Origin of the sequence: Sinorhizobium fredii NGR234 (assembly GCF_000018545.1) — a bacterium.
Taxonomy (GTDB): Bacteria; Pseudomonadota; Alphaproteobacteria; order Rhizobiales; family Rhizobiaceae; genus Sinorhizobium; species Sinorhizobium fredii_A.
On sequence record NC_012587.1, the window covers coordinates 1,416,278 to 1,441,177 of the forward strand.

Below are 24,900 nucleotides of genomic sequence, written 5' to 3' on the forward strand. Positions count from 1 at the left end.
AGTCGCATTACGGGATTGTAGGGCGTGTCGGATGCTTGATATCGGCTGGACCGAGCTTGTTGTTATTGCAATCGTCTTGATCGTCGTCGTTGGACCGAAGGACCTGCCGCCCATGCTGCGGGCTTTCGGGAAGACGATGGCTCGGATGCGTGGCATGGCCTCTGATTTCCGCCGTCAGTTCGATGACGCGCTCAGGGAGGCCGATCTCGACGAGGTCCGCAAGACGATCAGCGACGCGCAAAGTCTCAATCCGACCACGGCTTTGCGCGACGCCATGAATCCGCTGCGGCAGCTCGGCAACGAGATCAAATCGGATCTGCAGAAGGCCACGACGCCCGACGCGCCGGCTCAACCGGTAACGCCGGAGCCGCCTGTGGCGCAGTTCGAGCCGGCGAGTGTGCCCGCCGCGGCGCCTGCGAAGCCCGTCGACACGGTGGCAGCCGCGGCAGTCGGCTCTGCCTCCCGGCAGATGGAACGTGCCGAGGCAAATGAGGTGGCGGCCGCCACCGAGGCGACGCCGAAACGCGCCGCCAAGCCCAGGGCAGGAACAGCTGCGCAGAAGACGCCGCGTGCAAAAGAAGTCACGTCAGCTCCGAAGCGCGCCGCGTCTGCGGCACCGAATAAAGCGGCCGCCAGGAAGGCCGCAGCAGGCGAAGGCCCGATTGCTGTCAAGACCGGGACGACAAGCGCTTCCACGCGCAAGAAAAAAGGTGACGCATGAGCGGCGACATCGAGGACAAGCCGCAGCCGTTGATCGAGCATCTGATCGAGCTTCGCGCGCGGCTGATGTGGGCGGTCGGCGCGTTCTTCGTCGCCTTCCTTGTCTGCTTCTATTTCGCCAAGCAGTTGTTCAACCTCCTCGTCCTGCCATTCAAGTGGGCGGTGAGCTGGGCTGGCCTCAGCCATCGCAACGTCGAACTGATCTACACGGCCCCGCAGGAATTCTTCTTCACCCAGATCAAGGTGGCGATGTTCGGCGCGCTGGTGATCGCTTTTCCGGTCATCGCTTCGCAGGTCTACAAATTCGTCGCGCCCGGTCTCTACAAGAACGAGAGAGCCGCCTTTCTGCCGTTCCTGGTTGCCTCTCCGCTCCTTTTCCTGCTTGGCGGGGCGCTGGTTTATTTCTTCTTCACGCCGATGGTCATGTGGTTCTTCCTGGCCATGGAGCAGGGCGGCGGAGAGGGGCAGGTGGCGATTCAACTGCTGCCGAAGGTTTCGGAATATCTGAGCCTGATCATGTCGCTGGTGTTCGCCTTTGGCCTGGTCTTCCAGCTGCCGGTCGTCACCACGCTGTTGGCGCGCGTCGGTTTCGTCACCGCGCAGGGGCTCGCCGAGAAGCGCAAATATGCCATCGTCATCGCTTTCGTCGTCGCCGCCGTGCTGACACCGCCGGATCCGGTCTCCCAGATCGGTCTTGCGCTGCCAGCCATCCTTCTCTACGAGATTTCAATCTATACGGCGCGACTCGTTGAAAGACGGCGGGAAGCTGAGGCACTTGCAGGCGAGTCTGCGTCTTCGCAGGAAGGTTCTTCGGGGACGGTCGGGCCCGCCCAGGGCTGACGTTCTTGCGCCGTGACCTGACCAACGCGTGGGACGACTATGCTCGATATCAAATGGATTCGTGAGAATGCTGGCGTGCTCGACAATGCCCTGGCGAAGCGGGGCGCGGAGCCGCTATCCGCATCGCTGATCGCCCTTGACGAGCGCCGCCGCACGGTCTTGCAGTCGCTCCAGGAGATGCAGTCGCGCCGCAACGCCGCCTCGAAGGAAATCGGCGCGGCCATGGCGCAGAAGAACAGCGAACTGGCCGAAAAACTCAAGGCCGAGGTTGCCGAGCTGAAGGACGCTCTGCCGGCCGCCGAGGAGGAAAGCCGGCGGATGGAAGCCGAACTCACCGATATCCTGTCGCGCATTCCGAACGTTCCACTCGAGGACGTGCCCGTCGGTCCGGACGAGAGCGGCAATGTCGTCAAGCGGCTCGTCGGCAGCAAGCCCACCTGGAACCACAAGCCCCTTGAGCATTTCGAGATCGGCGAGGGCCTGGGGTTCATGGATTTCGAGGGGGCGGCGCGCATTGCCGGCTCGCGTTTCACCATTCTGAAAGGGCAGCTTGCCCGCCTGGAGCGCGCGCTTGGCCAGTTCATGCTGGACCTGCACACGCAGGAGCACGGCTATATCGAGGTGCAGCCGCCGCTGCTTGTTCGTGACGATGCGATGTACGGGACCGGTCAGCTGCCGAAATTCGCGGAAGATCTCTTCCGCACGACGGACGGTCGCTGGTTGATTCCGACCGCGGAGGTTCCGCTGACGAACATGGTGCGCGAGCAGATCCTCGAGGGCGAGAAGCTGCCGCTGCGTTTCACGGCCCTGACGCCGTGTTTCCGCTCGGAAGCAGGTTCGGCCGGGCGCGACACGCGCGGCATGCTGCGCCAGCACCAGTTCAACAAGGTCGAACTGGTGTCGCTCACCGACGCCGAGACTTCGGTCGATGAGCACGAGCGGATGACCGCCTGCGCCGAAGAGGTTCTGAAGCGGCTCGGCCTGCATTACCGCGTCATGACGCTCTGCACCGGCGACATGGGCTTTGGCGCCCGCAAGACCTACGACCTCGAAGTCTGGCTGCCGGGGCAGGATGCCTACCGCGAAATCTCTTCCTGCTCGGTCTGCGGCGACTTCCAGGCACGGCGCATGAACGCGCGCTATCGCAGCAAGGAAGAGAAGGGCACGAAGTTCGTCCACACGCTGAACGGTTCCGGCGTCGCCGTCGGCCGCGCGCTGATCGCCGTCATCGAGAACTATCTGAACGAGGATGGCTCCGTCTCCGTGCCGGAAGTTCTGGTTCCCTACATGGGGGGCCTGCGACGCGTCGAGAAAGCGGCCTGAAGCGCGGGCAAGCGAAAGAGACGGCAATGCGCATTTTGCTGACCAACGACGATGGCATTCATGCCGAAGGGCTCTCCGTCCTCGAACGGATCGCGCTGACGATCTCCGACGACGTCTGGGTCGTCGCACCGGAAGTGGACCAGAGCGGGCTTGCCCATTCGCTGACGCTCTCCGAACCGCTGCGGCTGCGGCAGGTTTCGGAGAGGCATTTCGCACTTCGGGGAACGCCCACCGACTGCGTGATCATGGCGGCGCGGAAGATCCTCGACCGCAAGCCGGATCTCGTTCTTTCCGGTGTCAATATCGGCGCCAATCTTGCGGACGACGTCACCTATTCCGGCACGGTAGCCGGTGCCATAGAGGGCACGCTGCAGGGAATCCGGTCGATCGCCGTCAGCCAGGCGTACCACCATGCCGTCGGTGGTGCCGTTTCGTGGGATGTGGCCGAAACCCATGCGCCTGCTTTGATCCGCACCTTGATGAATGTCGAGCTTCCGGATGGAACTCTTCTCAATGTGAACTTCCCCAACTGCGCGGCGGACGCCGTGGCAGGCGTGGAAGTGACCTCGCAAGGCAAGCTCGAATTCGGCCTCAGCATCGACGAGCGTATCGATGGTCGCGGCTATCCCTATTTCTGGCTCCGCTTCGGCGAGCGCTACGGCGACTTCCGCTCCGGAACGGACATTCATGCCGTGCGCGAAAACAGGATTTCGGTAACCCCGCTTAAACTGGACCTGACCGACTATACCGTCCAGGAGCGCATAGCGCGCGCACTGCGGGAAGGGACTGGCGCTTGAACGGACGCGTTTCGCAGCAGGAAGGCTTTGCAGCGATGGCGCTGCGCCTTCGATCGGCCGGCGTGGTCAATCACGATTTGCTGAAGGCCGTCGAGCAGACCCCGCGCAGCAATTTTTGTCCGCCGCAGCATCAGGACGACGTCTATTCCAAGCGGTTGATACCGCTTGATTGCGGTTCGTTCATGGAGGGCTGCGACTTCGCCGTTCGCCTCCTGCACTGTCTCAATATCAAGCCGGGCCAGCGTATCCTGGAAGTCGGGACAGGCAGCGGCTTCACCGCGGCAGTGATGGGGCGCATCGCCGAACGCATCCTGACGATCGACCGGTATCAGACCTTGGTGAGTTCGGCGCAGAAGAACCTCGAAAAGGCCGGCATCCGCAATGTCGTTGCCAGGCACGCGGACGGTAGTTCCGGGGTGCCGGGCGAGGGAACCTTCGACCGCATTCTCATCACCGCCGCCTTCAACAGCCTGCCTCGCATGTTTTCCGACCACCTCGTCTCCGGTGGTACGCTGCTGGTGCCTATCATGATGAGCGAAACGCAGTGCCGAATCGTACGGGTCAGCCGGACGGGTAGCCGTTTCGATCGCGAGGATCTGTTCGACGCACCCTATCTGCCGATCGTGCCGCAGCTCGCCTCGTTTCTCTGATGCGGCCGCTTCTCAAGACGTCGATTTAACGAATTCTTAACGAAATCCAGTTTCGCGCAAGCTTACGCCCTTAGCCCGGACAGGCACGATGGCTGAAGGCGCGTTTGCGTCGCGCTTGCGCGTTGATCCGCTCCATCGTGTCAGTGACGGAGACGGTGGATGGAGATTGCAAACAGGCTGACTGCAGCAACAACCGGTGACGGTCTGGGCAATCTCGCCGGCCGTCCCGCCGGGCAGGTTGTCTCCGGAAGCAAAGACGATGGCGGGGGCCAGGCGGCGCCGGCAGGATTCTTCGATCCGACGCCGCGTATTTCGCTGTCGGTGGACGCGCTGCTCTATCTCAGCCGGACAAGAAAGGTGCCTGAGAAGCTGCCGCCGTTGACCCGGGACGAATGGAACAACGCGCTTTCACCGCAACTGGCGGCGCGCGAATATCAGGCCTTTGGGAAGCATGCCGAGACTGGCGACTACAGGGCCTACTATAGCGCCTTCATCGACTACTACGATAATCTCCGTTCGGAGGACCAGAACAGTCTGCGCTACTTCGGTACGCGAGAGGCGGCCGTGGCCGGCTTGCGGTCACTTGAGTACGATGCCGAGAGCGGATTGGACATCGGCGGAAATTTCGAAAGGCTCGTCAGCGTCTTCCTGGACCAGGATAAGGCTGTGTCTTCAGGAGGCCCCGCCGATTTGCTGACGCAGGAAGTCCCGTTCGTCGGCTGGGATGTCGGCAGTGTCAGCTATGAGGAGCAACCGCCTGAATCGCGGGCGCTGTCGGAAATCGAACGCCTCTATTCCGAGCTCCTTTGAGCTTCAGCCGCTGCGCTTTCTCATACGGAGCGGATACCGCCGCACGGGCGGGCGGGCATCACATGGTTAGCATTTCGTCAAATCAATGCCGTCCTTAACCGGCCGGTAACTCTAATGCGCTTTAATCATTCCACAGCGAGTTGCGTTCGGAGTGGGTAAGCGTCATGCGTAAGTTTTCATCTCCCAGTGCAGGGAAGTCCTTGGTCCGTCTCAGTGGGGCGATCCTGCTGGCAAGCGTTGCGACGGGTTGCAGCTCCGACGTAAGCCGTTTTAACGGGCTCTTTTCGAGTTCCGACGACATAACCACAAGTTCCATCCCCGGAAACGTGCCGCGTGGCGATGTCTCGAGCGGCCAACTGGCTTCATCCGCCGGTGCTGGCGGCGGGTCCTATGGCCAGGCTTTCCCGAGTTCCGGCCAGAGCGCTTCCTACGATCCGATGAGCACGGCGAGCACGCCGGTCTCCAGCGCCCGCGCCGCCTCCACTCCGGTTAGCGTTCAGCGTACCGCTTTGGCTGAGCCGACGGCCGCGATGCCGCGTCAGCCGCAGCCGCTTCCTGCTGCCCGTCAGCCGCAGCCGGTGCTTGCGAAGGCGGAGCCCTTGCCTTCATCTTCGAGCGGGGCTTCTGGCAAAGGTGGCTGGACGACCGCGAACGCGCCTACGATCATGGTTCGCCCGGGAGATACGGTTGCCGGATTGGCTCGCCGCTTCGGTGTTCCGGAAAAGGAAATCCTCAAGGCGAACGGCTTGAAGTCCGCGAGCCAGGTGGAGCCGGGGCAGCGTCTCGTCGTGCCGACCTTCGGCGGTGCGAGCAGTGCGGCGAAGGCTGCAGCGTCTGGTTCGATCGCCGACTTCGAAGGCGGCAAGAGGCAGCCTTCGCCGTTGCCGGAAGGCCAGCGCGAAATGGCGATCCTTCCTGGCCAGTCTCAATCCCGCGAGAAGAGCGAAGGTCGCAGCGACGTAGCTGCGGGCAAACTCAATAATGCCGGTGCGGGTGACGGCTCGGATGGTGCCTACACCGTCAAGCCTGGGGATTCGCTGAACAAGATTGCGAAGGCCAACGGCGTGTCGGTTGCGGCCCTGAAGCAGGCAAACGGCCTGACAGCGGAATCCATTCGCATCGGCCAGAAGCTGAAGATGCCCGGCGCCGCTGGATCGGCGACCGACGCGGTCGTCACGGCCTCCGTTCCGGCGAAGTCGGAAACGAAGGTGGCATCGCTCGATCAGGGCAAGCCGGCGGAATACAAGCCGCCGGTTGCCAAGGAAAGCGTCTCCGACGTCGCCATCAAGACCGATATCGATCAGGAGTCTCCGAAGTCGACCGGCATTGGCAAATATCGCTGGCCGGTCCGCGGCGCGGTCGTTGCCGGCTATGGCGCCAATGTGGATGGCAATCGCAATGACGGCATCAACATCTCGGTGCCGGAGGGCACGGCGATCAAGGCGGCCGAGAACGGCGTGGTCATCTATTCCGGCAGCAGCCTGAAGGAACTGGGCAATGCCGTGCTGGTTCGCCACGATGACGGGACGGTCACGGTCTATGGCAACGCTTCGCAGCTCAAGGTGCAGCGCGGCGAAAAGGTTCAGCGCGGCCAGACGCTCGCCGCCTCCGGCATGACCGGGAAGGCGAGCCAGCCGCAGGTCCATTTCGAAGTGCGCAAGAATGCAACGCCGGTGAACCCGGCGACATTCCTCGAGTAATCGTCATAATCCGCCGCTCTTCGCGCCCCGATCAGGTCGTTTCGTCCAGTTGACGGCGCAGACGGCCGGCCAGATCCTGAATGAACTGCCAGGCGACGCGGCCGGATCTCGATCCCCGCGTCGTCGCCCATTCGAGGGCTTCCGCATGAAAGGTCTCGGGCTCGACAGGCAGGCGGAAATAGCGCGCATAGCCGTCGACCATGGCCAGATAGTCGTCCTGGCTGCACTTGTAGAAGCCAAGCCATAGCCCGAAACGATCCGAGAGAGAGACTTTTTCCTCCACGGCCTCCGAAGGATTGATGGCCGTCGACTGTTCGTTCTCCATCATATCCCGCGGCAGAAGGTGCCGGCGGTTCGAGGTCGCATAGAGCACGACATTCGCCGGGCGCCCCTCGACGCCGCCGTCGAGAACGGCCTTGAGCGATTTGTAGGACGTATCGTCGTGGTCGAAGGAAAGGTCGTCGCAGAAGATGATGACCGGCATCGGGGCTTGCCGCAGGATGTCCATCAGGGCAGGGAGCGAGGCGATGTCCTCGCGATGCACCTCGACGAGCTTCAGGCCGCTGCCGCTATCGCCCGCCACCTTCGCGTGGACCGCCTTGACCAGCGAAGACTTGCCCATGCCGCGGGCGCCCCAGAGGAGCACATTGTTCGCGGGGTAGCCCTCGGCGAAACGAAGCGTGTTGTCGAAGAGAATGTCGCGGACATGGTCGACACCAGTGATCAGCGAAAGATCGATGCGATTTGGCCTGGCCACCGGTTGCAAATGGCGCGCGGCGGGAGCCCAGACGAAGCAATCGGCCGCGTTCCAGTCGTTGTCCGCGGCCGCCGGTCCGGCAATGCGGTCGAGCGCAGCCGAAAGCTTCTGCATTTCGTTGATCAGAATGTCGAGCTTGCTTTCGCGCATCTCCATGCCTCCCGGAGTCTTGGTCTGCCGCCGTGGCGAGTGTGCACGGCCGCTGCAATTGCTTGATTCATGGACCGCTTTCCCGCGGGCGGTGACGATTTTGTCGGTAGCACGGCGGTTTGCGCTGGAAAAGCCCAGCTCTCCGCCCTCAAGGGGTTCTCCTGTTGCGGAAATTGTGTCAGAGGCAGGAGCAACGGAGAAGGGTGCCGACATTTGTGTCGTGGGATTGCGTCCCTATATTCCCGACGGATTTCGCGCGGGCAGGTAACCGCGTGGGTTGAACTCAAGGAGTGATCGATGTTCATTACCGAAGCTTTTGCGCAGACTGCCGCTCCCGCTGCCGGCGGGGCCGACATTTTGATGTCTATCCTGCCGTTCATCCTGATCTTCGTCGTCATGTACTTCCTGATCATTCGCCCACAGCGTGCGCAGATGAAGCGTCGCGAAGAGCTCTTGAAGAACATCCGCCGCGGCGACCAGGTCGTTACCGGTGGCGGTATTGTCGGCAAGGTGACGAAGGTCGTCGATGACACGGAACTCGAAGTGGAAATTGCCGAAGGCATCAAGGTCCGCGTCGTTCGCAGCGGCGTTTCCGAAGTTCGCGTGAAGGGTGAGCCTGTCAAGGAATAAACTCACCAGCCACGACCACCGGGTCTGGCGATGGAGCATTTCAAGGCATGCCCAAATTCTCGCCGTTGAAGAACACCCTGATCTGGCTGGTCGTTCTGGCCGGTTTTGCCTTTGCATTGCCGAACATCATTCCGAGAGAGCAGCTTGCCGGTTGGCCGGCATGGCTGCCGCATCGGCAGGTGCCGCTCGGGCTCGATCTGCAGGGCGGCTCCGACATCGTTCTGAAAGTCGACCGCGACAGCCTTGTCGCCGACCGCCTGGAGGCCACGATCGCGGCGATTGCCCGGGCGCTGAGGGACGCCGACATCGGCTACACCGGGCTTTCCGGCAGTGGCCAGGAGATTCAATTTCGGCTCCGCGATGCATCGAAATCGGCGGCAGCCCGCGCGGCGCTCGCCGCATTGACCGCGCCGGTTGAAGCGCCTGACGACACTGGAAGCCCGGTCCGCGAGTTGATCGCGGACGAGACCTCGGGGCAGGAGCCGTTAAGGCTTCGCCTGACCGACGAAGGAATCGATTTCCGGCTGTCCGCAGCGCTGACGCAGGCGACCGAGGTCGTGCGCCGCCGCATCGGCGAGGTCGTGGCCGTGGAGCCGGTGATCCGACGCCGCGGCGACGACCGGCTGAGCATCCAGATACCCGGATTGGAGGATCCGCAGCGGCTCAAGGATCTCCTGGGCCAGCGCGGCAACCTCGCATTCCGGTGGCTCGATTCATCGATGCCGCCGCAACAGGCCCTCGATACGCAGCCACCCGCCGCGTCGGAGATTCTTTATTCGCTGGACGATCCGCCGGTTCCCTACCTCGTCGAAAGGCAGGCCCTCGTCTCCACCCCCGACTTTGCCGATGCCCAACCCGGGCTTGATCCGAAGACCGGCGAGCCCGTCGTCGATCTCAAGCTGACGGCCGATTCATCGCAGCGGATCGCGTCGCTGCTGCAATCCGCGTCTCGACGACAATTTGCCATCGTGCTCGATGGACAAGTGGTCTCGACACCTGCGCTTGGAGACGTCATCGAAGGCGATACGGCCCGGCTTTCCGCCGACTTGTCGGAGGAGGGGGCAGAGGATTTCGCCGCATTGCTCAGAGCCGGGCCGCTTCCCGTCTCGCTGACGGTCATCGAAGAGCGCACTGTTGGTCCGGAAGTCGGAACGGATGCCATCGCCACCGGCCTGAAAGCCGGACTGGTCGCGGCAGCCGCGGTCGCCTTCTGCATGATCGGGTTCTACGGCTTCTTCGGCCTCGTCGCGGTGATTGCCGTGATTGTCAATGTCGTGCTGATCATCGCCGTGCTGTCACTTCTTGGGATCACGCTGACCTTGCCGGGGATCGCTGGGATCATTCTGACGATCGGGGTCGCGGTCGACTCGAATGTGCTGATTTACGAAAGACTGCGAGAGGAGGTGCGCAGCAGCAGCGAGCCCTTGCGCAAAGCTCTCGACAACGGTTTTTCGCGCGTACTGACGAGCATCTTCGATGCGAATCTGACGATGCTGATCGCCGGCGCCATGCTTTTCCTGGGCACCGGGGCCATCAGAGGGTTTGCGGCGACGCTTGCGATCGGTAGCGTCACAACCATCCTGACGGCGCACAGCCTGACGCGCCGGCTGATCCGCGGATGGTATCGCCGCCGCCGGCCGAAACACCTGCCGAGGGGAATCCGCACGGGCTTCTTTGCCGAGGCCGACATCCGCTTCATGGCTCTCCGCAACCCCGTCTTCATCCTGATGGCGTCGCTCTCGCTTGCTTCGCTCGTCTTGCTGGTGAGCCTCGGCCTCAATATGGGCGCCGATTTCAAGGGCGGATCGCTCCTGGAGCTCCGGTCGAAGGCAGGCGCCGCCGATGTCGCGGACCTCCGCGCCCGCCTCGACGAACTGAACCTCGCTGAGGTCCAAATTCAGGAACTTGGCTCGGCACGGGATATCCTCCTGCGCATCCCGTCGCAGGAAGCCGGCGACAATGCGGACCAGACAGCGATGGGATTGGTTCGCGCCGAACTCGAAGATGACTATATCTTCCGGCGCGTCGAGGTGGTCGGCCCGGCCGTTTCCGGAGAACTGACGCGCGCCGGAACGCTCGCCGTCGCAGCTGCGATACTTGCCATCATCTTCTATGTCTGGCTGCGCTTCGATTGGAAGTTCGCCGCCGGTGCGGTCATCACCACGCTTAACGACGTGCTGCTGACCATGGGCTTCCTCGTGGTGACCGGCATCGAGTTCAATCTTGCCAGCCTCGCCGCGCTGCTGACCATCGTCTGCTATTCGCTGAACGACACAATGGTGGTCTACGACCGCGTCCGCGAGAATCTGGCGCGCTATCGTCGGATGCCGCTTTCGGTCTTGATCGACACGTCGATCAACCAGACCCTTTCGCGTACCATCCTGACGGCGATAACCACGGCCTTGGCCCTCGTTGCTCTCTATCTGTTCGGCGAGAGCCGCGTCGTGCAGTCCTTCAGCGCGACGCTCCTCTTCGGGGTGGTTATCGGTACGATTTCGTCGATCTATATCGCCGGGCCGGTCCTCATTCTCTTCAACCGCCGAAACAATAGCCTCGACGGGACGTTGGGAGGACGCGGTACGATCCGGCAAGACAAGGCAACGGGTGCAGCCTGATGGCAAAGGGTATCGAAATGCGCGAAGCGCACTTCCCCGGACGTGCGCCGATCGACGCGTATGGCAATGGCGGTTTTCGCTTCGCCGACATGTCGCACCGCGGCTCGGTTCTGCTGTTGCCCTCCGGCGTCTACGCCTGGGACGTCGTCGAGGGCGACCCGTTGGCGATCGAAAAATTCCGGCGCGTTCTGGACGAGGCTCAAGAAATCGAGGTGCTGCTCGTAGGAACCGGTCGCGACATCAGACCGTTGCCGGCAGATTTGAAGGCAACGCTTAAAGCGGCCAACATCGCATCCGATCCGATGAGTACCGGCGCAGCCGTCCGCACCTACAACGTCATGCTGGTGGAATCGCGTGCCGTCGCTGCCGCATTGATTGCGGTTTGACCGCGTATCGAAGGAATCCCAGCTTGCAAGACCTCGATGCCCAGATCCTCGCGCCCCTGCGGGACACCGATCGCGATCGATATCTTGCATGCCTGCTGGCCCCGCGGGAAAAACGGCATTCGCTTGCCTGTCTCTATGCCTTCTATGCCGAGATTGCCCGCATCCGCGACGTGATACGTGAGCCGCTCCCCGGCGAGATCCGGCTGCAATGGTGGCGTGACCTGCTGGAGAGCCGATCCGGGGGCGAGGGCCACCCGCTGGCGGAGGCGCTCCTCAGTTGCATTGACGAGCATCGGCTGCCCGTCGCCGTTCTGCAGAACATGATCGACGCCCGCGTCTTCGACCTCTATGACGACCCGATGGAGGACACGACGGCGCTGGAAGGGTACGCCGGCGAAACCGCGTCGGCACTCATTCAGCTTGCCTCGCTGATTCTCGACCCGATAGATGCCGCGAAGTCGGCGGACGCTGCCGGACATGCCGGCGTTGCGCAGACCATCGCCGGCCTGCTGCTTCTCCTGCCGATCCACTCGCGGCGGGGCCAGGTTTATTTCCCGGCCGACCTCTTGCGGGCGACCGGGCTCGACAGGGAGATGCTGCTGGACGGGCGCGACGACGTGGCGATCGGCAGGGCTGTTCGCGCGTTCTGCGGGCTTGGCCGTGATCACCTCGTCAAGGCTCGCAACAGCCTGGATTCGATCTCTGCGCAGAATTTCTCGGCTTTCCTTCCCGTCGCTCTCGCGGAGCCGGTGTTCGCGCGTGCCGAAGCCGCCGGAGCTCGGATTCTGCGGCACTCGATCCAGCCGCCCCAGTGGCAGCGGCAATGGCGGATGTGGCGCGCAAGCCGCCGCCGCCGCTTTTGACGCGTCTCGTTGTTCAAGCTGGCGCAAGCCTCGAGCGATAGAGATTGGTCCTCACGGAATCCTGTCGTCCGAAAGGGACGGATATATGCTCTGGTTGATTCTCATCGCTGTAATTGCGGTCGTCGGTGCGTTTTATGTCCGGATGAACGCGCGCGCCGAGCACGACGCCAGCAATCCCGACACCGGCTCGGCGATGGTCGAGTTTGGCCGAGCCTTTCCGGACGAGGCCATACGGGCGTTGCATTCGACGGTCGATGGCAAGGCCATTTTTCTTCGACTGCATGACGGCAAGGCCGGCTTCATTCAATCCCACGGCACGCACTATGTGTGCCATGTCATTCATCCGGGAAAGCTGCGGGTGAACAGTTCCGAAAGCGGGCAGGGGCTCATCGTCCATTTCCCCGATTTCGCTTATCTGGACAACAACTTCGAATTCCGAACCGCGGCTGAGGCGGCCGAGGTCTCGCTGTGGCTGCTCGGCAGCTTCAGCCCGAAATCCGAGATCGGCGCGCCGATCGCTGGGAAAGCGGCGACGCAGACGATCGACTGAAGCCGGTAATCAGACCAAATCTGGAGTCGGTCTATTCGGGTCATATCCGGCTGCAGCGAAGTCGTTGGCGCATAGCGGGGCTCAAACAGTTTGACGACGGGCTGTAAGCTCCTCGTCTATGCACCGCCCTTCATACTCGGTAGCGTCAGCCTGCCGGACCGCGCCAACTCCAGGAGGCGGGCGGTGAACGACTGCACCCCACGCCGTCTGGCTCCAAATCCGGTCACCACCCAGAAATGCAGGGGGCTTACGACCGTATGCCCGCCAAGCCTCTCAAGGCTGCCGCAGTTCAGAAACGAGGCCCCATAGGGCTCGCGCATGAGTGCGACGCCGCTCCCCGCTGCCGCGGCTTGAAGACCGAGATCGTAGTCGGGAAAGCACCGGTCCTGGGGACGAAGGTGATAGCGGCACCCGTGCTCCGCGAGCCACAGCCGCCATGCGTCCGGATAGGCATCGTGGATCAGCGGAAGTGCCAGAAGGTTGTCGACCGAGAAGCAGTCTCCCAAGTCAGCCGCAATCCCAGGCGATGCCACGGGAAAGAGCCTTTCCTCGAACAGCGCCGTCGCCGATCCATCCTTCCAGGGGCCCCGGCCGTAGCGAATGGCGACGTCAATCTCGTCCAGCGGGACGAATCGATGGTCGAGGTCGAGATCGATGCGCAGGTCGGGTGGAGAGCCTTCCAGCACGGCGAGGTTGGGAAGCAGGCACAGCCGCGCGAAGGACGGCAGCACGCTGACGCGAATCGCTTCGGGCAGTTTGCTTTCCCGCCATTCTGCGCCGCCGCTACCGATCGTATCGAGCCCCTGTTGCAGCAGGCGTACAAGATGCTGCCCCTGTGTCGTGAGACGAACACCTCTCCCGTGCCGCTCGAACAGGGGCATCCCGGCCCACTGTTCGACGGCGGCAACCCTGCGGCTGACGGCGCCATGGGTGATGTCGAGGTCATCGGCGGCGCGGGAGAACGAGCCGGTGCGCTCGGAAGCAAGCACGGCGCGCAGAGCATCCAGGGATGGAAGATTGCGCCAATATGAGCTGTGATCCATTCTCACACTTCATGTCCGTGTGGTGGTCTATGTCAAGGCATGACGTTGTTCTATTCAGTCGCTATGACCAAGTCCACCTTTCCCCTGATTCCCACCCTCTCGGTCGCTACGACGATTTTCGTCTGGGCGGCCGCCTTTCCCGCGATTACCCTGACCCCCAAGGAGATCGATCCCTTGCCGCTGGCATCGGTGCGGTTTGCCATCGCGGCGTCATTTGCCGTGATCTGGCTGGCATCGGCGCGCCCCCGCATGATGCCGCTGGCCGATCTCGCCCTTTGCATCGCCTGCGGCATCGTTTCTGGCGTGGGCTACAGCGTGTTTCTCAATCTCGGCCAGGAGACAGTCTCTGCTGGAGCAGCCGGCTTCCTTGTCAAGACGGAGTCGCTTTGGATGGCCGCATTCGCAGTGTTCTTGCTCAAGGAGCGGTTCACCGCATGGGCATGGGCCGGCATGCTGGCCTGCGTCGTCGGCGTCGGCCTGATTGCTGCCGCCCAGCCCGGCGGCATCACGTTGGGGACAGGAGCACCCCTGGTTCTGGCCGCAGCCTTGTGCTCGGCGGCGGGCTTCACCCTGCAACGCGGACTGGCACTGCGTCATGGCGCGTTGTACGTAGCGGCCGTCACCTTCATCGTGGCGGCGCTCGCCCTGTCTCCGTGGCTGCCGCAGGCCGCGACGCAGATGCAGACGGCATCCACCGCGACGGTCGCATGGGCCATCTTTCTCGGGGTTTTCCCGACGGCGATCGGCCTTGCATGCTGGGTCTATGCGCTCGGATACTTCGGAGTCGCCCGCTCAGGCAATTTGCTCTACCTGGTCGCGCCCCTCGCCATGCTGATCGCATGGGCCATCGCCGGGGAAACGCCGGCTCTTGTGACGGTGATCGGCGGGCTGCTGATTCTGTCAGGGGTAATCGTCGTCAATTCTCTCGGCCGGAAGCAGGCGGCGCGCATCGATTCGACCGACAAGAGGGAGGCGGTTCCGGTAGAGGGCTGATTTACGCTGTTTCGTGAGCCAGCCACGCGGCGCAGTCCTTGAGCGCCCGTGCTGACGTCGCCTGCTTCTTGGCCACTGCCTTCTCCTTGCCGCGGAAGCGCTTCGCACCTTCCGGCTTGGTGAGGGCGCCCGCCTCCAGTGGCGGAAACAGCCCGAAATTGATGTTCATCGGCTGGAACGAGCGCTTGCCGGGTTCGTCGTCGGAAACGATGTGCCCGCCGGTGATGTGATTGAGGAGCGCGCCGAAGGCCGTCGTGGCCGGCGGCAGCGACGGTTTTTCACCCTTGCGCTCGGCTGCGGCAAACCGCCCGGCGAGAAGGCCGATGCTGGCACTCTCCACATAGCCCTCACAGCCGGTGATCTGCCCGGCAAAGCGCAGGCCAGGCCGGGATTTCAGCGTCAGCGAGCCGTCGAGCAGGATCGGCGAGTTGATGTAGGTGTTGCGGTGCAGGCCGCCGAGCCTGGCGAATTCGGCGTTCTCGAGCCCCGGGATCATCCGGAAAACGTCCGTCTGGGCGCCGTACTTCAGTTTGGTCTGGAAGCCCACCATGTTGTAGAGCGTGCCCAGCGCATTGTCCTGGCGCAGTTGGACGACGGCATAGGGCTTGACCGAGGGATTGTGGGCATTGGTCAGCCCCATCGGCTTCATCGGGCCGTGGCGCAGCGTCTCGCGGCCGCGCTCCGCCATCACCTCGATCGGCAGGCAGCCATCGAAATAGGGCGTGCCTTCCCATTCCTTGAAGCCGGTCTTGTCGCTGGCGATCAGCGCATCGACGAAGGCGTTGTACTGCACCTCGGTCATCGGGCAGTTGATGTAGTCCTTGCCCGTGCCGCCGGGGCCGACCTTGTCGTAGCGCGACTGATGCCAGCATACGTCCATGTCGATCGTCTCGGTGTAGACGATCGGCGCTATGGCATCGAAGAAGGCAAGCGCGTCGGCGCCGGTCTCGCGGCGGATCGCTTCGGCGAGCGCGGGGGCGGTGAGCGGACCGGTGGCGACGATCGCCAGGTCCCACTCCCGCGGCGGCAGGTCGTCTATTTCCTCGCGGACGACGGAGATCAGCGGGTGGCTTTCGATCTGGGCGCCGACCGCCTGCGAGAAGCCGTCCCGGTCGACGGCCAGCGCGCCACCGGCCGGCACCTGGTTGTGATCGGCGGCCCGCATGATCAGCGAGCCTGCAAGGCGCATTTCCGCATGCAGCACGCCAACCGCATTGCTGGTCGCATCGTCGGAACGGAAGGAGTTGGAGCAGACGAGTTCGGCGAGGCCGTCGGTCTTGTGCGCGTCCGTGCCGCGCACCCCGCGCATTTCGTGCAGGATGACCGGGACGCCTGCCTCGGCGATCTGCCAGGCGGCCTCCGAGCCGGCAAGCCCGCCGCCTACGACATGAATGGGTGAATAGGGAGAGGTCGTCTTGTCCATGCGCGGCTTCCTACCACAGCCATTCCGCGCTTCCAACAAAAACGGCGCCCTTGGGCGCCGTCTTTGAAGTCCAGGCTTCGTTCCGATTAACGGAAGGAACGGGCCGCAATGTTGCGGATATCGTAGCGGGTGATGCCGATATCGCTCAGCGCGTGGTTCGAAAGGCCGCCGAGTTCGGCGACAGTGCGGCGGTAGTTGATCCAGCTCTTTGCAATGCGAATGGGGTTCATGGTCGTTCCTCAGATCAGTTGGGCGCGACAGTGATTTGTCTGCGTCGTTGAGGTTCTTATACGCCTGTCTAATTGCAAGGTGGAGTGCAAAGAAAATGCATCTGCTATGCATTTGTGCACTGCATCGATGATTTGCTGGGCAGGGGGAAGAGGAAGCCCGAAAATGCATCAATGTCACAAGGGCAGATCAAAGGTCCCAAACGCCGTGCGGGGCCGGCCTTGTTTCACCGCGGTTTCCCGTCGCCTTCGCTTTCGCGAAGCGGAAACCGGCTAGGCGGAATTGTGGGCCGATTTCGCAGTGCAACAAAGCGACGCCGCCCCGTCTCTTCAAATTAGGGATCTCCGCAAGTCATGACCTCCACCAGAGGTGGAGGTTTGAAACGCTGCGCTTGAACCGCTAGAAGCGGTTTTGCTATAAGTTAGTAGCTACGGTTAAAGAGGTCGGCAAAGTCGGAAGCTTTGTCGGCCTTTTCTTGATTACGGATATAGCGTCTGACGACCTGCTCATCATAGCCAGCCGTTGAGACGAAGTACCCACGCGCCCAAAAGTGATAGCCTTTGTAGCGCCGCTTGCGGGCATATTTGTTGGCCACGTAAAGGGCTGTCTTGCCCTTCAGGAAGCCCACAATGTGCGACACCGAGTACTTCGGCGGGATCGAGATCAGCATATGCACATGGTCGGGCATAAGGTGCCCTTCCTCGATCCGGCAATCCTTTTGCAGAGCAAGCCGATGCAAAAGGTCACCCAATTCACGGCGCAAGTCACCGTAAAGACGTTTCGTTCGGTATTTACTTGAAAAGACCACATGGTATTTGCAGTCCCACGTCGCGTGTGATTGCGATCGTTCATCCATAAAACCTCCGTTCTATGTCTCGGCCAGCCTAGCGGTCCAAGCACGGAGGTCTCTCAATCACAATGTAGAACGCGTCCAGTCCTCCACCGGAGGTGGAGGTTTATTTTGCTTACAACGAAAAACGCCCGCCGGCGGGGCCGGCGGGCGTTTTGAAACTGTACCTGTCGTGTCGCTTACTTGACTGCCTGGCGAGCGACGTACGGGATGTCGGAGCGGCCGATGCCGAGGTCGTTCAGCTCGCGGTCGCTCATGCGGCCGAGTTCGCTGCAGGTCTGACGATACTTGCGCCAGTTGTTGAAAGAACGTGCGAGGTTCATGATCCTATTCCTTTCAGGGTCGTTTGCCAGCGCTCTATCTCTCATGCTGGCCGTCATCTTATGGCTCTGAATATAATCGTTTTGAGCGCGGAAAACAGAGACGATGCTGCATCGCACCCATGCAAGCCTTGCAAGCCTCGGTCGGCCAGTAATCCAGTCTGAATCCATGGGCAGGCGGCGCAGGTCGAACTGTCCCCAGGGGCTAGGAGACAAGGATTGAAATGCTGCTGGAACGGCGCAAAAAACAACGCCCACTGGGGGAGGAGGTCCAGCGGGCGTTGCCTGTTCTGATTGGCAACCGGGAGGAGGAGTTGTCGCCAATCCGTATCGGGAGCGCTGGGAGGAGGAGTGCGCTGCCGACCGATGCTCTGAAGATAAGCCCGGACCCCTAATTTGTGTAGGGATACTGCGGAATGGCACATATGCGCTGGATGCATGGCTGAGGGCTCGCGCCCACAAAGAATGCTTCAAAACCGGGCAATTTGCTCAGCGCCGCTCACGAAACAGGGAAGGGTATTTCGCACCTGCGAAAACGAACGACGCCCGCCGAGGGAGGAGATCCGGCGGGCGTCATAAGAATGATTGGCAACCGGGAGGAGGAGTGTTGCCAATCCTATCGAAACAGCGCTGGGAGGAGGAGTGCGCTGTTTCGAATTCCGTCGAGCTTTCGGCTCGGGTCTTTCGGAAGTCTGGGCGGAGACCAATCCGCGGGCCCTTTGGTTCTTCACCGCCGACGCCTTTTGATGTCTTGAATATAGTGCGGCCGAGCGGACTTGTGCAGTGCGATATCGGCATGGAAGATGTGCATCTCGCGCAGATCGGTTGTTGCGATCGGCATATGAGGACGCGTCGCGGTACCCAAGCGTAGAAGTGGCGAGCATCGCCGCGGCCACACCCCGCCCGATCGGCGACGATGGTGCCCGGTGAGGGACTCGAACCCCCATGCTCTCGCGCTTGGACCTAAACCAAGTGTGTCTACCAATTCCACCAACCGGGCAACGGAGGGGGCTTGCGAAGCCTGTAGAACAATGACGGGCATTTTGGCAAGTCTTGCGTGGCGGCGGCGGGCGGCGGCTCGGAGCGGGGCGTGCGGTTCTGCCGCTTTGTCGATATGTGACGCCGCCGGCGCCGCCGGGAACTCCAGGCGACTCCCGCATCGGAAATACTTGCCATTCGGCGGCCATCGGGTGTATTTGGCGCCCGTGACACACCGCGAAATGTGCGATGGCTTCGTGACGCCTTGTCGAGAGCGACCTGGCGGTCGTGGTTAAGTGATTGAATTCACTGTCCTCTGGTAGGCCGGCATTGCGTGGCGAAGGCGAGAAGCCGCAGGTCTCGCGCGTCGGACCGGCACGATATCGCGGCCATATGTCGGTATTCGACGGTGAGGAGGGCAGGCAAAATGCCATTTTGCTTGCAAAACGGTCGCGGAATTGCGTAAAGCCACTCCCGGCAAATGGATCGGCTCAAGTGCTCGCCAGGCCTTTCGGGGCAAGAGCACTCTCAACGTGAAGTGAAGGTTTGAACATGCAGGTTATCGAAACGCTCGCTGAAGGGCTGAAGCGCGAACTCAAGGTCGTAATCCCGGCCGATGAAATGCAAACTCGGATGAACGAGCGCCTGGCCGACGTGAAGGACCGCGTCCGCATCAACGGCTTCCGCCCCGGCAAGGTGCCGGTTGCGCACCTGAAGAAGGTCTACGGCAAGTCGATCATGGCCGAACTCGTCAACGAGATCGTCCGGGACAAGCCGACTGAAATCTTGACGAGCCGCGGCGAGAAGTCGGCCACCCAGCCTGAGGTCGCCATGACCGAGGACGAGGCCGAAGCCGACAAGATCCTCAAGGCCGAAGCCGATTTCGAATTCACGCTCGCCTATGAGATCATCCCGGCGATCGAGCTCAAGGATGCGACCGGCATCAAGGTCACCCGCGAAGTCGTCGAGATCGCCGAGGACGAAGTCAACGAACAGATCCTGCGCATCGCCGAAAGCGCCCGCACCTATGAATCGAAGAAGGGCAAGGCCGCCAACGGCGATCGCGTCACTATCGATTATCTCGGCAAGGTGGACGGCGTCGCCTTCGACGGCGGCAAGGACGAGGACGCCGAACTGGTGCTCGGCTCCAACCGCTTCATCCCCGGCTTTGAAGAACAGCTCGTCGGCGTCAAGGCCGGCGACGAGAAGACCATCACGGTTACCTTCCCGGCCGATTATCCGGCCGCCAACCTCGCCGGCAAGGAAGCGACCTTCGACATCACCGTGAAGGATGTCGCAGCAGCCGCTCCGATCGAGATCAACGACGAGCTCGCAACCAAGCTCGGCCTCGAATCGGCCGACAAGCTGAAGGAAATCGTCCGCGGCCAGATCGAAAGCCAGTACGGCTCGGTCACCCGCCAGAAGGTCAAGCGCCAGCTTCTCGACCAGCTCGACGAGCTCTATCAGTTCGAAACGCCCGAGCGCCTCGTCAACGCCGAATTCGAGAACATCTGGCGCCAGATCAACACCGACCTCGAGCAGGCCGGCAAGACCTTCGCCGATGAGGATACGACGGAAGAAGAGGCCCGCGCCGAGTACCGCAAGCTCGCCGAGCGCCGCGTTCGTCTCGGCCTCGTTCTCTCCGAGATCGGCGAGAAGGCCGGCGTCCAGGTGAGCGACGACGAAATGCAGCGCTCGCTGTTCGAGCAGCTGCGTCAGTTCCCCGGCCAGGAAAAGCAGATCCTCGACTACTTCAAGAACACGCCTGGCGCGGCCGCTTCGCTGCGCGCCCCGCTCTTCGAGGAGAAGGTCGTCGACCACCTGCTTTCGGAAGTCGCGGTGACCGACAAGACGGTGTCCAAGGACGAACTGATGGCCGAGGACGAAGCCGAAGACAAGCCGGCAAAGAAGGCGCCGGCCAAGAAGAAGGCGGCCGCGAAGGCCGAAGCTGGCGAAGGCGAAGAAGCCGCAGCTCCGAAGAAGAAGGCTCCGGCCAAGAAGAAGGCCGCGGACGACAGCGCCGAGTAATCGGCACGCTCCAGACATTCAAGGCCGCCTCCGGGCGGCCTTTTCATATCGGCAAAAGGAACGCCGCCGAGGTCGGCGGCCCGGACCGCAAGGCGGCGGCCAGAGCGCAAGCGCTGTTCTGGCTCCATCTTCCGGTTCTTCGTTTCTGCGACACCTGCGCACTCTTCCCGGAGAGACGATGACGCTGTAGGGTGGCCGAACGCGTGCCCGACCATCCCACCGGAGGCTCCGTATGGCCGAGGTCTTGTTGTTCCACCACGCACAGGGGCTGACCCCGGGTGTGCGCGCGTTCGCCGACGACTTGCGGGCCACCGGTCACGTCGTGCACACGCCGGACCTGTTCGACGGACGCACGTTCCGGAGCATCGATGAGGGTCTTGCCTACATCGGTGAGATCGGATTCGACGACATGCGGGAGCGCGGCGTCCGCGTCGCCGACCAACTGCCATCCGAGCTCATTTATGCCGGGTTCTCGTTCGGTGTGCTGCCGGCGCAGAAGCTGGCACAGACACGGCCCGGAGCCCGCGGAGCCCTGCTCTTCTACTCTTGCCTGCCGATCAGCGGCGAGTGGGCCTTCGGACCCTGGCCAGACGGCGTCGCGGTCCAGATTCACGGTATGGACAACGACCCGATCTTCGTCGGCGAGGGCGACATCGACGCCGCCCGCGAGATCGTGGAGAAGGTGGAGGACGGGGAGCTTTTCCTGTATCCCGGCGATCAGCACTACTTCGCCGACAGCTCGCTCCCGTCATATGACGCGGATGCGACGGCACTGCTCACCATCCGCGTGCTTGAGTTCCTGGACCGCGTTTGATCCATGCCGGCGTCTTGGTTCGAGCTCAGTCCGAAAGGTAGGTCCCGCGACTGCGCTTACGCCAGAACTACACGGTTTTGATCTCGCCCATCCGGTTCCAGGCGTCGAGCCCGGCAATCTTGTAGGCCTCCGCAAGCGTCGGATAGTTGAACGTGTTCTCGACGAAATATTCGACCGTCCCCTTCAGGTTCAGGACCGCCTGGCCGATATGGACGAGTTCGGTGGCGCCTTCGCCGATGATGTGCACGCCAAGGAGGCGCCGGGTCTTCAGCGAGAAGATCATCTTCAGGAGGCCCGCATCGAGCCCCATGATGTGGCCACGCGATGTTTCGCGGAACCGGGCGATGCCGCACTCATAGGGGATGCCGCGTTCCTTCACTTCTTCTTCGGAAAGCCCGCAGGTGGAGATTTCAGGCACCGCGTAAATGCCGTAGGGGAAATACTTCTGCGGCTCCTTGGCGATGGCGCCGACGGCGACGCGCGCTGCGACGCGGCCCTGTTCCATCGACGTCGAGGCGAGACTCGGAAAGCCCACCACGTCACCGGCGGCATAGATGTTCGGAACGGTCGTCTGGAATGTTTCCGGATTGACGCTCAAGCGCCCGCGGCTGTCCGCTTCGAGACCGGCAGCCGGGAGGTTGAGCGCTTCGGTGGCTCCCATGCGGCCGGCGGCAAACAGCACCATATCGGTCGTGATCCTGCGGCCATTGTCGAGTGTAAGCGCAACCTTACCGTCATCGAGCCGCTCCACCTTCTCGGCTTTCTGGCCGAGATTGAGCTTCATGTTGCGGTCGCGCAGCTGATAGGTGAAGTCCTCGACGATCTCCTTGTCGATGAAGTCGAGCATCGTCGGCTTGGGGTCGATCACCGTCACCTGCGTGTCGAGCGCGCTGAAGATCGTCGCATATTCGATGCCGACGACCCCGGCGCCGATGACTACCAACGATCGCGGCAGGTCCTGGATATCGAGGAGCTCGTCGCTGTCGAGAACGGTCTTCTCGTCGAACGGAATATAATCCGGCCGAAAGGGCTTCGTGCCGACGGCAAGCAGGACGCTGGTGCCGGAAACGTGCAGGCTCTCGCCGTCGTCCTTGACAACTTCGAGCGTGGTCGGATCGATGAAGCTCGCCTTGCCGCGGATGTGCTGCACCCGGTTTCGCGCGAACTGGTGCTCCAACACCTCGACTTCATGGTTCAGCGTGATGATCAGGCGCTGGCGCAAATCCTCGGCGCTGATCTCCTGCTTCACCCGGTAGGAGCGCCCGTAGAATCCGCGCTCGCGCCAGCCGGAGAGGTTGAGCGCCGTCTCGCGCAGCGTCTTCGAGGGAATCGTACCGGTGTGGACGGATACGCCACCGACGCGTTTGCCCTGCTCGATGACGAGCACTTTCTTGCCGAGCTTGGCCGCCTGGATTGCGCCTCTGCGGCCGGCCGGGCCACTGCCGACGACGATAAGATCGAACTGGTTCATGAACGTTCCCCTGAGCCCAAGCGAGAATCGTTTTTGCGATGCGGCAAAAATCGCGCAGGGACACCTATATCGTCAATCGGACGATTTGATGAAGTGGCAATGCCGCAATGATCTGTCCTGGATGCGTCCGATGCCAAATATCGCTATGCTGCCCGCGTTCGGCGACGAGAAAAGAGGAGGACGGATGGGCATGGCGCTCGAATGGATGAAGGGTCCGGCGGATATCTCGCCGGCCGCGCACGGTGATGATGGCGCGCCAGCGGTTGAAGGAACGGCGGGCAATCGGCCGGGCGTCGTGGCGGCCGCCGTCTACCAGAACGGGCGGCGCCTTCGCGACATCCATATCGAAGAGGCGGGAGAGTGGCGAAACCGCGAGAACGTTGTAATCTGGATCGGTCTGCACGAACCGGACCCGGCCCTGTTGCGGCAGGTGCAGAAGGAGTTCGACCTGCACGACCTGGCGATCGAGGATGCCGGCAAGGCGCATCAGCGTCCGAAGCTTGAAATCTACGGTGACGCGATCTTCGTCGTGGCCCGCACCGCCCATATGGTCGAGGAGGAGATCGCCTTCGGAGAAACCCACCTCTTCGTGGGGCGCGGCTACGTCGTTTCCGTTCGTCACGGCGCGTCGACGTCCTACATGGCGGTGAGGCAGCGTTGCGAGTCGTCGCCGGCCGCCTTGGCTCATGGCGAGAATTACATCCTCTATTCGATCCTCGACTTCATCGTCGACAACTACATGCCTGTGGTGGAGGCGATCCACACGGAGGTGGAGGAGCTGGAAGATCGTCTGCTGCGCTCCCGGTTGGACAAGGCACATATCGAGCGGCTCTATCTGATGCGGCGCAATCTGCTCAAGCTGCGCAATGCGGTCGTCCCGCTGGTCGATGTCTGCCGCCGCCACGAGCATCTCGAACTGCCGGGCATGGACGCGGCCATGGAGCCGCTTTTTCGAGATGTCACCGATCACGTTCGCCGCGTCCAGGAGGACATCGACGCACTGCGCGAAGTGCTGGCCTTCACCTTCGAGGCAAGCCTGATGATCGGCCAGTCCGAGCAGACGGAAATCTCCCGCAAACTCGCCTCCTGGGCGGCGATCCTGGCGGTGCCCACGGCGATCGCCGGAATCTACGGCATGAACTTCGACGATATGCCGGAGCTCAGGTTCCGCTATGGCTATTTCGTCGTATTGGCGGTGATCTTCGGGCTGTGCGCGATGCTCTACCGGTTCTTCCGGCGGGCGCGCTGGCTTTAGTCAGGGGAGCCACTGCAGGTCCTCGTTCAATGCCTGGTACGCCTCCGCGATCAGACTTCGTGCGCCGCTAGTTTGATCCGTCTCAAAGAGTCCGTTTCTACCGGCCAGCGACGTGCTAAGCTTGTTACATGACGGCGGCCGACCAATACAGTTTTCGCAAAGCGACGTTGGATGATCTCCCGTTGCTTACAGCATGGCAATCGAACCCGCATGTCCGCGCATGGTGGGACTCGGATGAGCCGTACGATGCAGCAGACTTGGCTGATCCTCGGGTAGCGCGTTGGATTGTTTCAACCGCCGAACGCCCCTTTGCTTTCATGCAGGACTATACCGTCCACGGCTGGGAAGATCACCATTTTGCCAAGCTTCCCAGTGGATCGCGGGGAATCGATCAATACATAGGAGACCCCGAAATGATCGGTGTTGGGCACGGATCAGCATTTATCGGGGCGAGAATGAGGGCTCTCTTCGATGTGGGTGTATCCGTTATCGCGACCGATCCTCACCCGGCCAATGAACGGGCGATTGCCGTCTACAAGAAACTGGGTTTCGAACCGTTCGGATCACCTCAAGAGACACAGTGGGGCTTGGTTTTGCCAATGCTTGCGAGGCGGTAAGCGGCACACTGCGGCTTCGTCCGAATCTGAGATATGGCCGACCGCGCAGTACCTATCCGCTCGGTGGCTGAAACCAAGCGTGACCGTTT

The 24,900-nt window shown here is 62.2% G+C and carries 24 protein-coding genes and 1 tRNA gene; 17 read left to right on the plus strand and 8 right to left on the minus strand.

Features of this window, described 5'->3' with window-relative positions:
* The first annotated feature begins 31 nt into the window (after nucleotides 1–31).
* The 7 genes from tatB (at nucleotide 32) to NGR_RS18145 (ending at nucleotide 6,840) form a co-directional block, all read left to right on the plus strand.
* Nucleotides 32–721, plus strand: coding sequence for a Sec-independent protein translocase protein TatB (gene tatB, locus NGR_RS18115; protein ID WP_012707928.1), 690 nt, complete (start codon nucleotides 32–34; stop codon nucleotides 719–721).
* The gene (tatC, locus tag NGR_RS18120; protein WP_012707929.1) at nucleotides 718–1,560 is read left to right on the plus strand and encodes a twin-arginine translocase subunit TatC; all 843 of its coding nucleotides are present in this window, start codon (nucleotides 718–720) and stop codon (nucleotides 1,558–1,560) included. Before tatB ends, tatC begins: the two co-directional genes overlap by 4 nt.
* 39 nt (nucleotides 1,561–1,599) lie before the next feature.
* Entirely contained in the window at nucleotides 1,600–2,883 is a 1,284-nt protein-coding gene (serS, locus tag NGR_RS18125) for a serine--tRNA ligase (RefSeq protein ID WP_012707930.1), read from the plus strand.
* Between the two features lie 26 nt (nucleotides 2,884–2,909).
* Entirely contained in the window at nucleotides 2,910–3,680 is a 771-nt protein-coding gene (surE, locus tag NGR_RS18130) for a 5'/3'-nucleotidase SurE (RefSeq protein WP_012707931.1), read from the plus strand.
* Entirely contained in the window at nucleotides 3,677–4,330 is a 654-nt protein-coding gene (locus tag NGR_RS18135) for a protein-L-isoaspartate(D-aspartate) O-methyltransferase (RefSeq protein WP_012707932.1), read from the plus strand. The genes surE and NGR_RS18135 overlap by 4 nt, the downstream gene beginning before the upstream one ends.
* A 159-nt stretch (nucleotides 4,331–4,489) precedes the next feature.
* A complete protein-coding gene (locus NGR_RS18140; RefSeq protein WP_012707933.1) occupies nucleotides 4,490–5,140 on the plus strand; it encodes a biotin biosynthesis protein BioC in 651 nt (216 codons plus the stop codon).
* Between the two features lie 164 nt (nucleotides 5,141–5,304).
* The gene (locus tag NGR_RS18145) at nucleotides 5,305–6,840 is read left to right on the plus strand and encodes a LysM peptidoglycan-binding domain-containing M23 family metallopeptidase (protein ID WP_012707934.1); all 1,536 of its coding nucleotides are present in this window, start codon (nucleotides 5,305–5,307) and stop codon (nucleotides 6,838–6,840) included.
* 31 nt (nucleotides 6,841–6,871) lie between these two features.
* Here the strand turns inward: NGR_RS18145 and NGR_RS18150 are convergent, their stop codons facing one another.
* Complete coding sequence (locus NGR_RS18150) at nucleotides 6,872–7,747, minus strand: ATP-binding protein (protein WP_012707935.1); 876 nt, start codon at nucleotides 7,745–7,747, stop codon at nucleotides 6,872–6,874.
* A 297-nt stretch (nucleotides 7,748–8,044) separates the two neighbouring features.
* Between NGR_RS18150 and yajC the strand changes: the two genes are divergently transcribed.
* The 5 genes from yajC to NGR_RS18175 all read left to right on the plus strand — a co-directional run bounded on the left by yajC (nucleotide 8,045) and on the right by NGR_RS18175 (nucleotide 12,791).
* Entirely contained in the window at nucleotides 8,045–8,377 is a 333-nt protein-coding gene (gene yajC, locus NGR_RS18155; RefSeq protein ID WP_012707936.1) for a preprotein translocase subunit YajC, read from the plus strand.
* Between the two features lie 47 nt (nucleotides 8,378–8,424).
* Nucleotides 8,425–10,992, plus strand: coding sequence for a protein translocase subunit SecDF (gene secDF / locus NGR_RS18160; RefSeq protein WP_012707937.1), 2,568 nt, complete (start codon nucleotides 8,425–8,427; stop codon nucleotides 10,990–10,992).
* On the plus strand, nucleotides 10,992–11,378 hold the full coding sequence (locus NGR_RS18165) for an Mth938-like domain-containing protein (RefSeq protein WP_164924298.1): 387 nt from the start codon (nucleotides 10,992–10,994) through the stop codon (nucleotides 11,376–11,378). The genes secDF and NGR_RS18165 overlap by 1 nt, the downstream gene beginning before the upstream one ends.
* Before the next feature lie 23 nt (nucleotides 11,379–11,401).
* The gene (locus tag NGR_RS18170; protein ID WP_012707939.1) at nucleotides 11,402–12,241 is read left to right on the plus strand and encodes a phytoene/squalene synthase family protein; all 840 of its coding nucleotides are present in this window, start codon (nucleotides 11,402–11,404) and stop codon (nucleotides 12,239–12,241) included.
* Between the two features lie 85 nt (nucleotides 12,242–12,326).
* A complete protein-coding gene (locus NGR_RS18175; RefSeq protein WP_012707940.1) occupies nucleotides 12,327–12,791 on the plus strand; it encodes a hypothetical protein in 465 nt (154 codons plus the stop codon).
* A 116-nt stretch (nucleotides 12,792–12,907) separates the two neighbouring features.
* Here NGR_RS18175 and NGR_RS18180 read toward each other — a convergent pair whose 3' ends face one another.
* Complete coding sequence (locus tag NGR_RS18180; protein ID WP_012707941.1) at nucleotides 12,908–13,834, minus strand: LysR substrate-binding domain-containing protein; 927 nt, start codon at nucleotides 13,832–13,834, stop codon at nucleotides 12,908–12,910.
* A gap of 63 nt (nucleotides 13,835–13,897) precedes the next feature.
* Here NGR_RS18180 and NGR_RS18185 point away from each other — a divergent pair, with 63 nt between their 5' ends.
* The gene (locus tag NGR_RS18185; protein ID WP_240545199.1) at nucleotides 13,898–14,827 is read left to right on the plus strand and encodes a DMT family transporter; all 930 of its coding nucleotides are present in this window, start codon (nucleotides 13,898–13,900) and stop codon (nucleotides 14,825–14,827) included.
* 1 nt (nucleotide 14,828) lies between these two features.
* Here the strand turns inward: NGR_RS18185 and trmFO are convergent, their stop codons facing one another.
* The 5 genes from trmFO to NGR_RS18210 form a co-directional block, all read right to left on the minus strand.
* On the minus strand, nucleotides 14,829–16,250 hold the full coding sequence (trmFO, locus tag NGR_RS18190; protein ID WP_164924300.1) for a methylenetetrahydrofolate--tRNA-(uracil(54)-C(5))-methyltransferase (FADH(2)-oxidizing) TrmFO: 1,422 nt from the start codon (nucleotides 16,248–16,250) through the stop codon (nucleotides 14,829–14,831).
* An 86-nt stretch (nucleotides 16,251–16,336) separates the two neighbouring features.
* Nucleotides 16,337–16,480 (minus strand): DUF1127 domain-containing protein, encoded by a 144-nt coding sequence (locus NGR_RS18195; protein ID WP_014764283.1) that lies wholly within the window; start codon nucleotides 16,478–16,480, stop codon nucleotides 16,337–16,339.
* A 419-nt stretch (nucleotides 16,481–16,899) separates the two neighbouring features.
* Nucleotides 16,900–17,334: an IS200/IS605 family transposase gene (gene tnpA, locus NGR_RS18200; protein WP_012706922.1), complete on the minus strand. Its 435-nt coding sequence runs from the start codon at nucleotides 17,332–17,334 to the stop codon at nucleotides 16,900–16,902.
* A gap of 173 nt (nucleotides 17,335–17,507) precedes the next feature.
* A complete protein-coding gene (locus NGR_RS18205) occupies nucleotides 17,508–17,651 on the minus strand; it encodes a DUF1127 domain-containing protein (RefSeq protein ID WP_014328243.1) in 144 nt (47 codons plus the stop codon).
* Nucleotides 17,652–18,565: 914 nt separating this feature from the next.
* Nucleotides 18,566–18,648: transfer RNA gene (locus tag NGR_RS18210), tRNA-Leu, on the minus strand.
* 530 nt (nucleotides 18,649–19,178) lie between these two features.
* Here NGR_RS18210 and tig point away from each other — a divergent pair.
* Both tig and NGR_RS18220 read left to right on the plus strand, forming a co-directional pair.
* A complete protein-coding gene (tig, locus tag NGR_RS18215; RefSeq protein WP_012707945.1) occupies nucleotides 19,179–20,654 on the plus strand; it encodes a trigger factor in 1,476 nt (491 codons plus the stop codon).
* Between the two features lie 232 nt (nucleotides 20,655–20,886).
* The gene (locus NGR_RS18220) at nucleotides 20,887–21,468 is read left to right on the plus strand and encodes a dienelactone hydrolase family protein (protein WP_012707946.1); all 582 of its coding nucleotides are present in this window, start codon (nucleotides 20,887–20,889) and stop codon (nucleotides 21,466–21,468) included.
* A 67-nt stretch (nucleotides 21,469–21,535) separates the two neighbouring features.
* On the opposite strand, the gene sthA is transcribed toward NGR_RS18220, so the two are convergent.
* Nucleotides 21,536–22,939 carry a Si-specific NAD(P)(+) transhydrogenase gene (gene sthA, locus NGR_RS18225; RefSeq protein WP_012707947.1) on the minus strand — a complete coding sequence of 468 codons (1,404 nt, stop codon included), beginning with the start codon at nucleotides 22,937–22,939 and terminating at the stop codon, nucleotides 21,536–21,538.
* A gap of 190 nt (nucleotides 22,940–23,129) precedes the next feature.
* Here sthA and NGR_RS18230 point away from each other — a divergent pair, with 190 nt between their 5' ends.
* Nucleotides 23,130–24,194, plus strand: coding sequence for a magnesium and cobalt transport protein CorA (locus NGR_RS18230; protein ID WP_164924616.1), 1,065 nt, complete (start codon nucleotides 23,130–23,132; stop codon nucleotides 24,192–24,194).
* Nucleotides 24,195–24,322: 128 nt separating this feature from the next.
* Nucleotides 24,323–24,811, plus strand: a complete 489-nt coding sequence (locus tag NGR_RS18235; protein ID WP_164924301.1) for a GNAT family N-acetyltransferase — start codon at nucleotides 24,323–24,325, stop codon at nucleotides 24,809–24,811.
* The last annotated feature ends 89 nt before the right edge of the window (nucleotides 24,812–24,900 follow it).

Coding starts and splice junctions, on each gene's coding strand:
- tatB (WP_012707928.1), top strand. CDS start 32: ATGCTTGATATCGGCTGGACCGAGCTTGTTGTTATTGCAATCGTCTTG.
- tatC (WP_012707929.1), top strand. CDS start 718: ATGAGCGGCGACATCGAGGACAAGCCGCAGCCGTTGATCGAGCATCTG.
- serS (WP_012707930.1), top strand. CDS start 1,600: ATGCTCGATATCAAATGGATTCGTGAGAATGCTGGCGTGCTCGACAAT.
- surE (WP_012707931.1), top strand. CDS start 2,910: ATGCGCATTTTGCTGACCAACGACGATGGCATTCATGCCGAAGGGCTC.
- NGR_RS18140 (WP_012707933.1), top strand. CDS start 4,490: ATGGAGATTGCAAACAGGCTGACTGCAGCAACAACCGGTGACGGTCTG.
- NGR_RS18145 (WP_012707934.1), top strand. CDS start 5,305: ATGCGTAAGTTTTCATCTCCCAGTGCAGGGAAGTCCTTGGTCCGTCTC.
- NGR_RS18150 (WP_012707935.1), bottom strand. CDS start 7,747: ATGCGCGAAAGCAAGCTCGACATTCTGATCAACGAAATGCAGAAGCTT.
- yajC (WP_012707936.1), top strand. CDS start 8,045: ATGTTCATTACCGAAGCTTTTGCGCAGACTGCCGCTCCCGCTGCCGGC.
- secDF (WP_012707937.1), top strand. CDS start 8,425: ATGCCCAAATTCTCGCCGTTGAAGAACACCCTGATCTGGCTGGTCGTT.
- NGR_RS18165 (WP_164924298.1), top strand. CDS start 10,992: ATGGCAAAGGGTATCGAAATGCGCGAAGCGCACTTCCCCGGACGTGCG.
- NGR_RS18175 (WP_012707940.1), top strand. CDS start 12,327: ATGCTCTGGTTGATTCTCATCGCTGTAATTGCGGTCGTCGGTGCGTTT.
- NGR_RS18180 (WP_012707941.1), bottom strand. CDS start 13,834: ATGGATCACAGCTCATATTGGCGCAATCTTCCATCCCTGGATGCTCTG.
- NGR_RS18185 (WP_240545199.1), top strand. CDS start 13,898: ATGACCAAGTCCACCTTTCCCCTGATTCCCACCCTCTCGGTCGCTACG.
- trmFO (WP_164924300.1), bottom strand. CDS start 16,250: ATGGACAAGACGACCTCTCCCTATTCACCCATTCATGTCGTAGGCGGC.
- NGR_RS18195 (WP_014764283.1), bottom strand. CDS start 16,480: ATGAACCCCATTCGCATTGCAAAGAGCTGGATCAACTACCGCCGCACT.
- tnpA (WP_012706922.1), bottom strand. CDS start 17,334: ATGGATGAACGATCGCAATCACACGCGACGTGGGACTGCAAATACCAT.
- NGR_RS18205 (WP_014328243.1), bottom strand. CDS start 17,651: ATGAACCTCGCACGTTCTTTCAACAACTGGCGCAAGTATCGTCAGACC.
- tig (WP_012707945.1), top strand. CDS start 19,179: ATGCAGGTTATCGAAACGCTCGCTGAAGGGCTGAAGCGCGAACTCAAG.
- NGR_RS18220 (WP_012707946.1), top strand. CDS start 20,887: ATGGCCGAGGTCTTGTTGTTCCACCACGCACAGGGGCTGACCCCGGGT.
- sthA (WP_012707947.1), bottom strand. CDS start 22,939: ATGAACCAGTTCGATCTTATCGTCGTCGGCAGTGGCCCGGCCGGCCGC.
- NGR_RS18230 (WP_164924616.1), top strand. CDS start 23,130: ATGGCGCTCGAATGGATGAAGGGTCCGGCGGATATCTCGCCGGCCGCG.
- NGR_RS18235 (WP_164924301.1), top strand. CDS start 24,323: ATGACGGCGGCCGACCAATACAGTTTTCGCAAAGCGACGTTGGATGAT.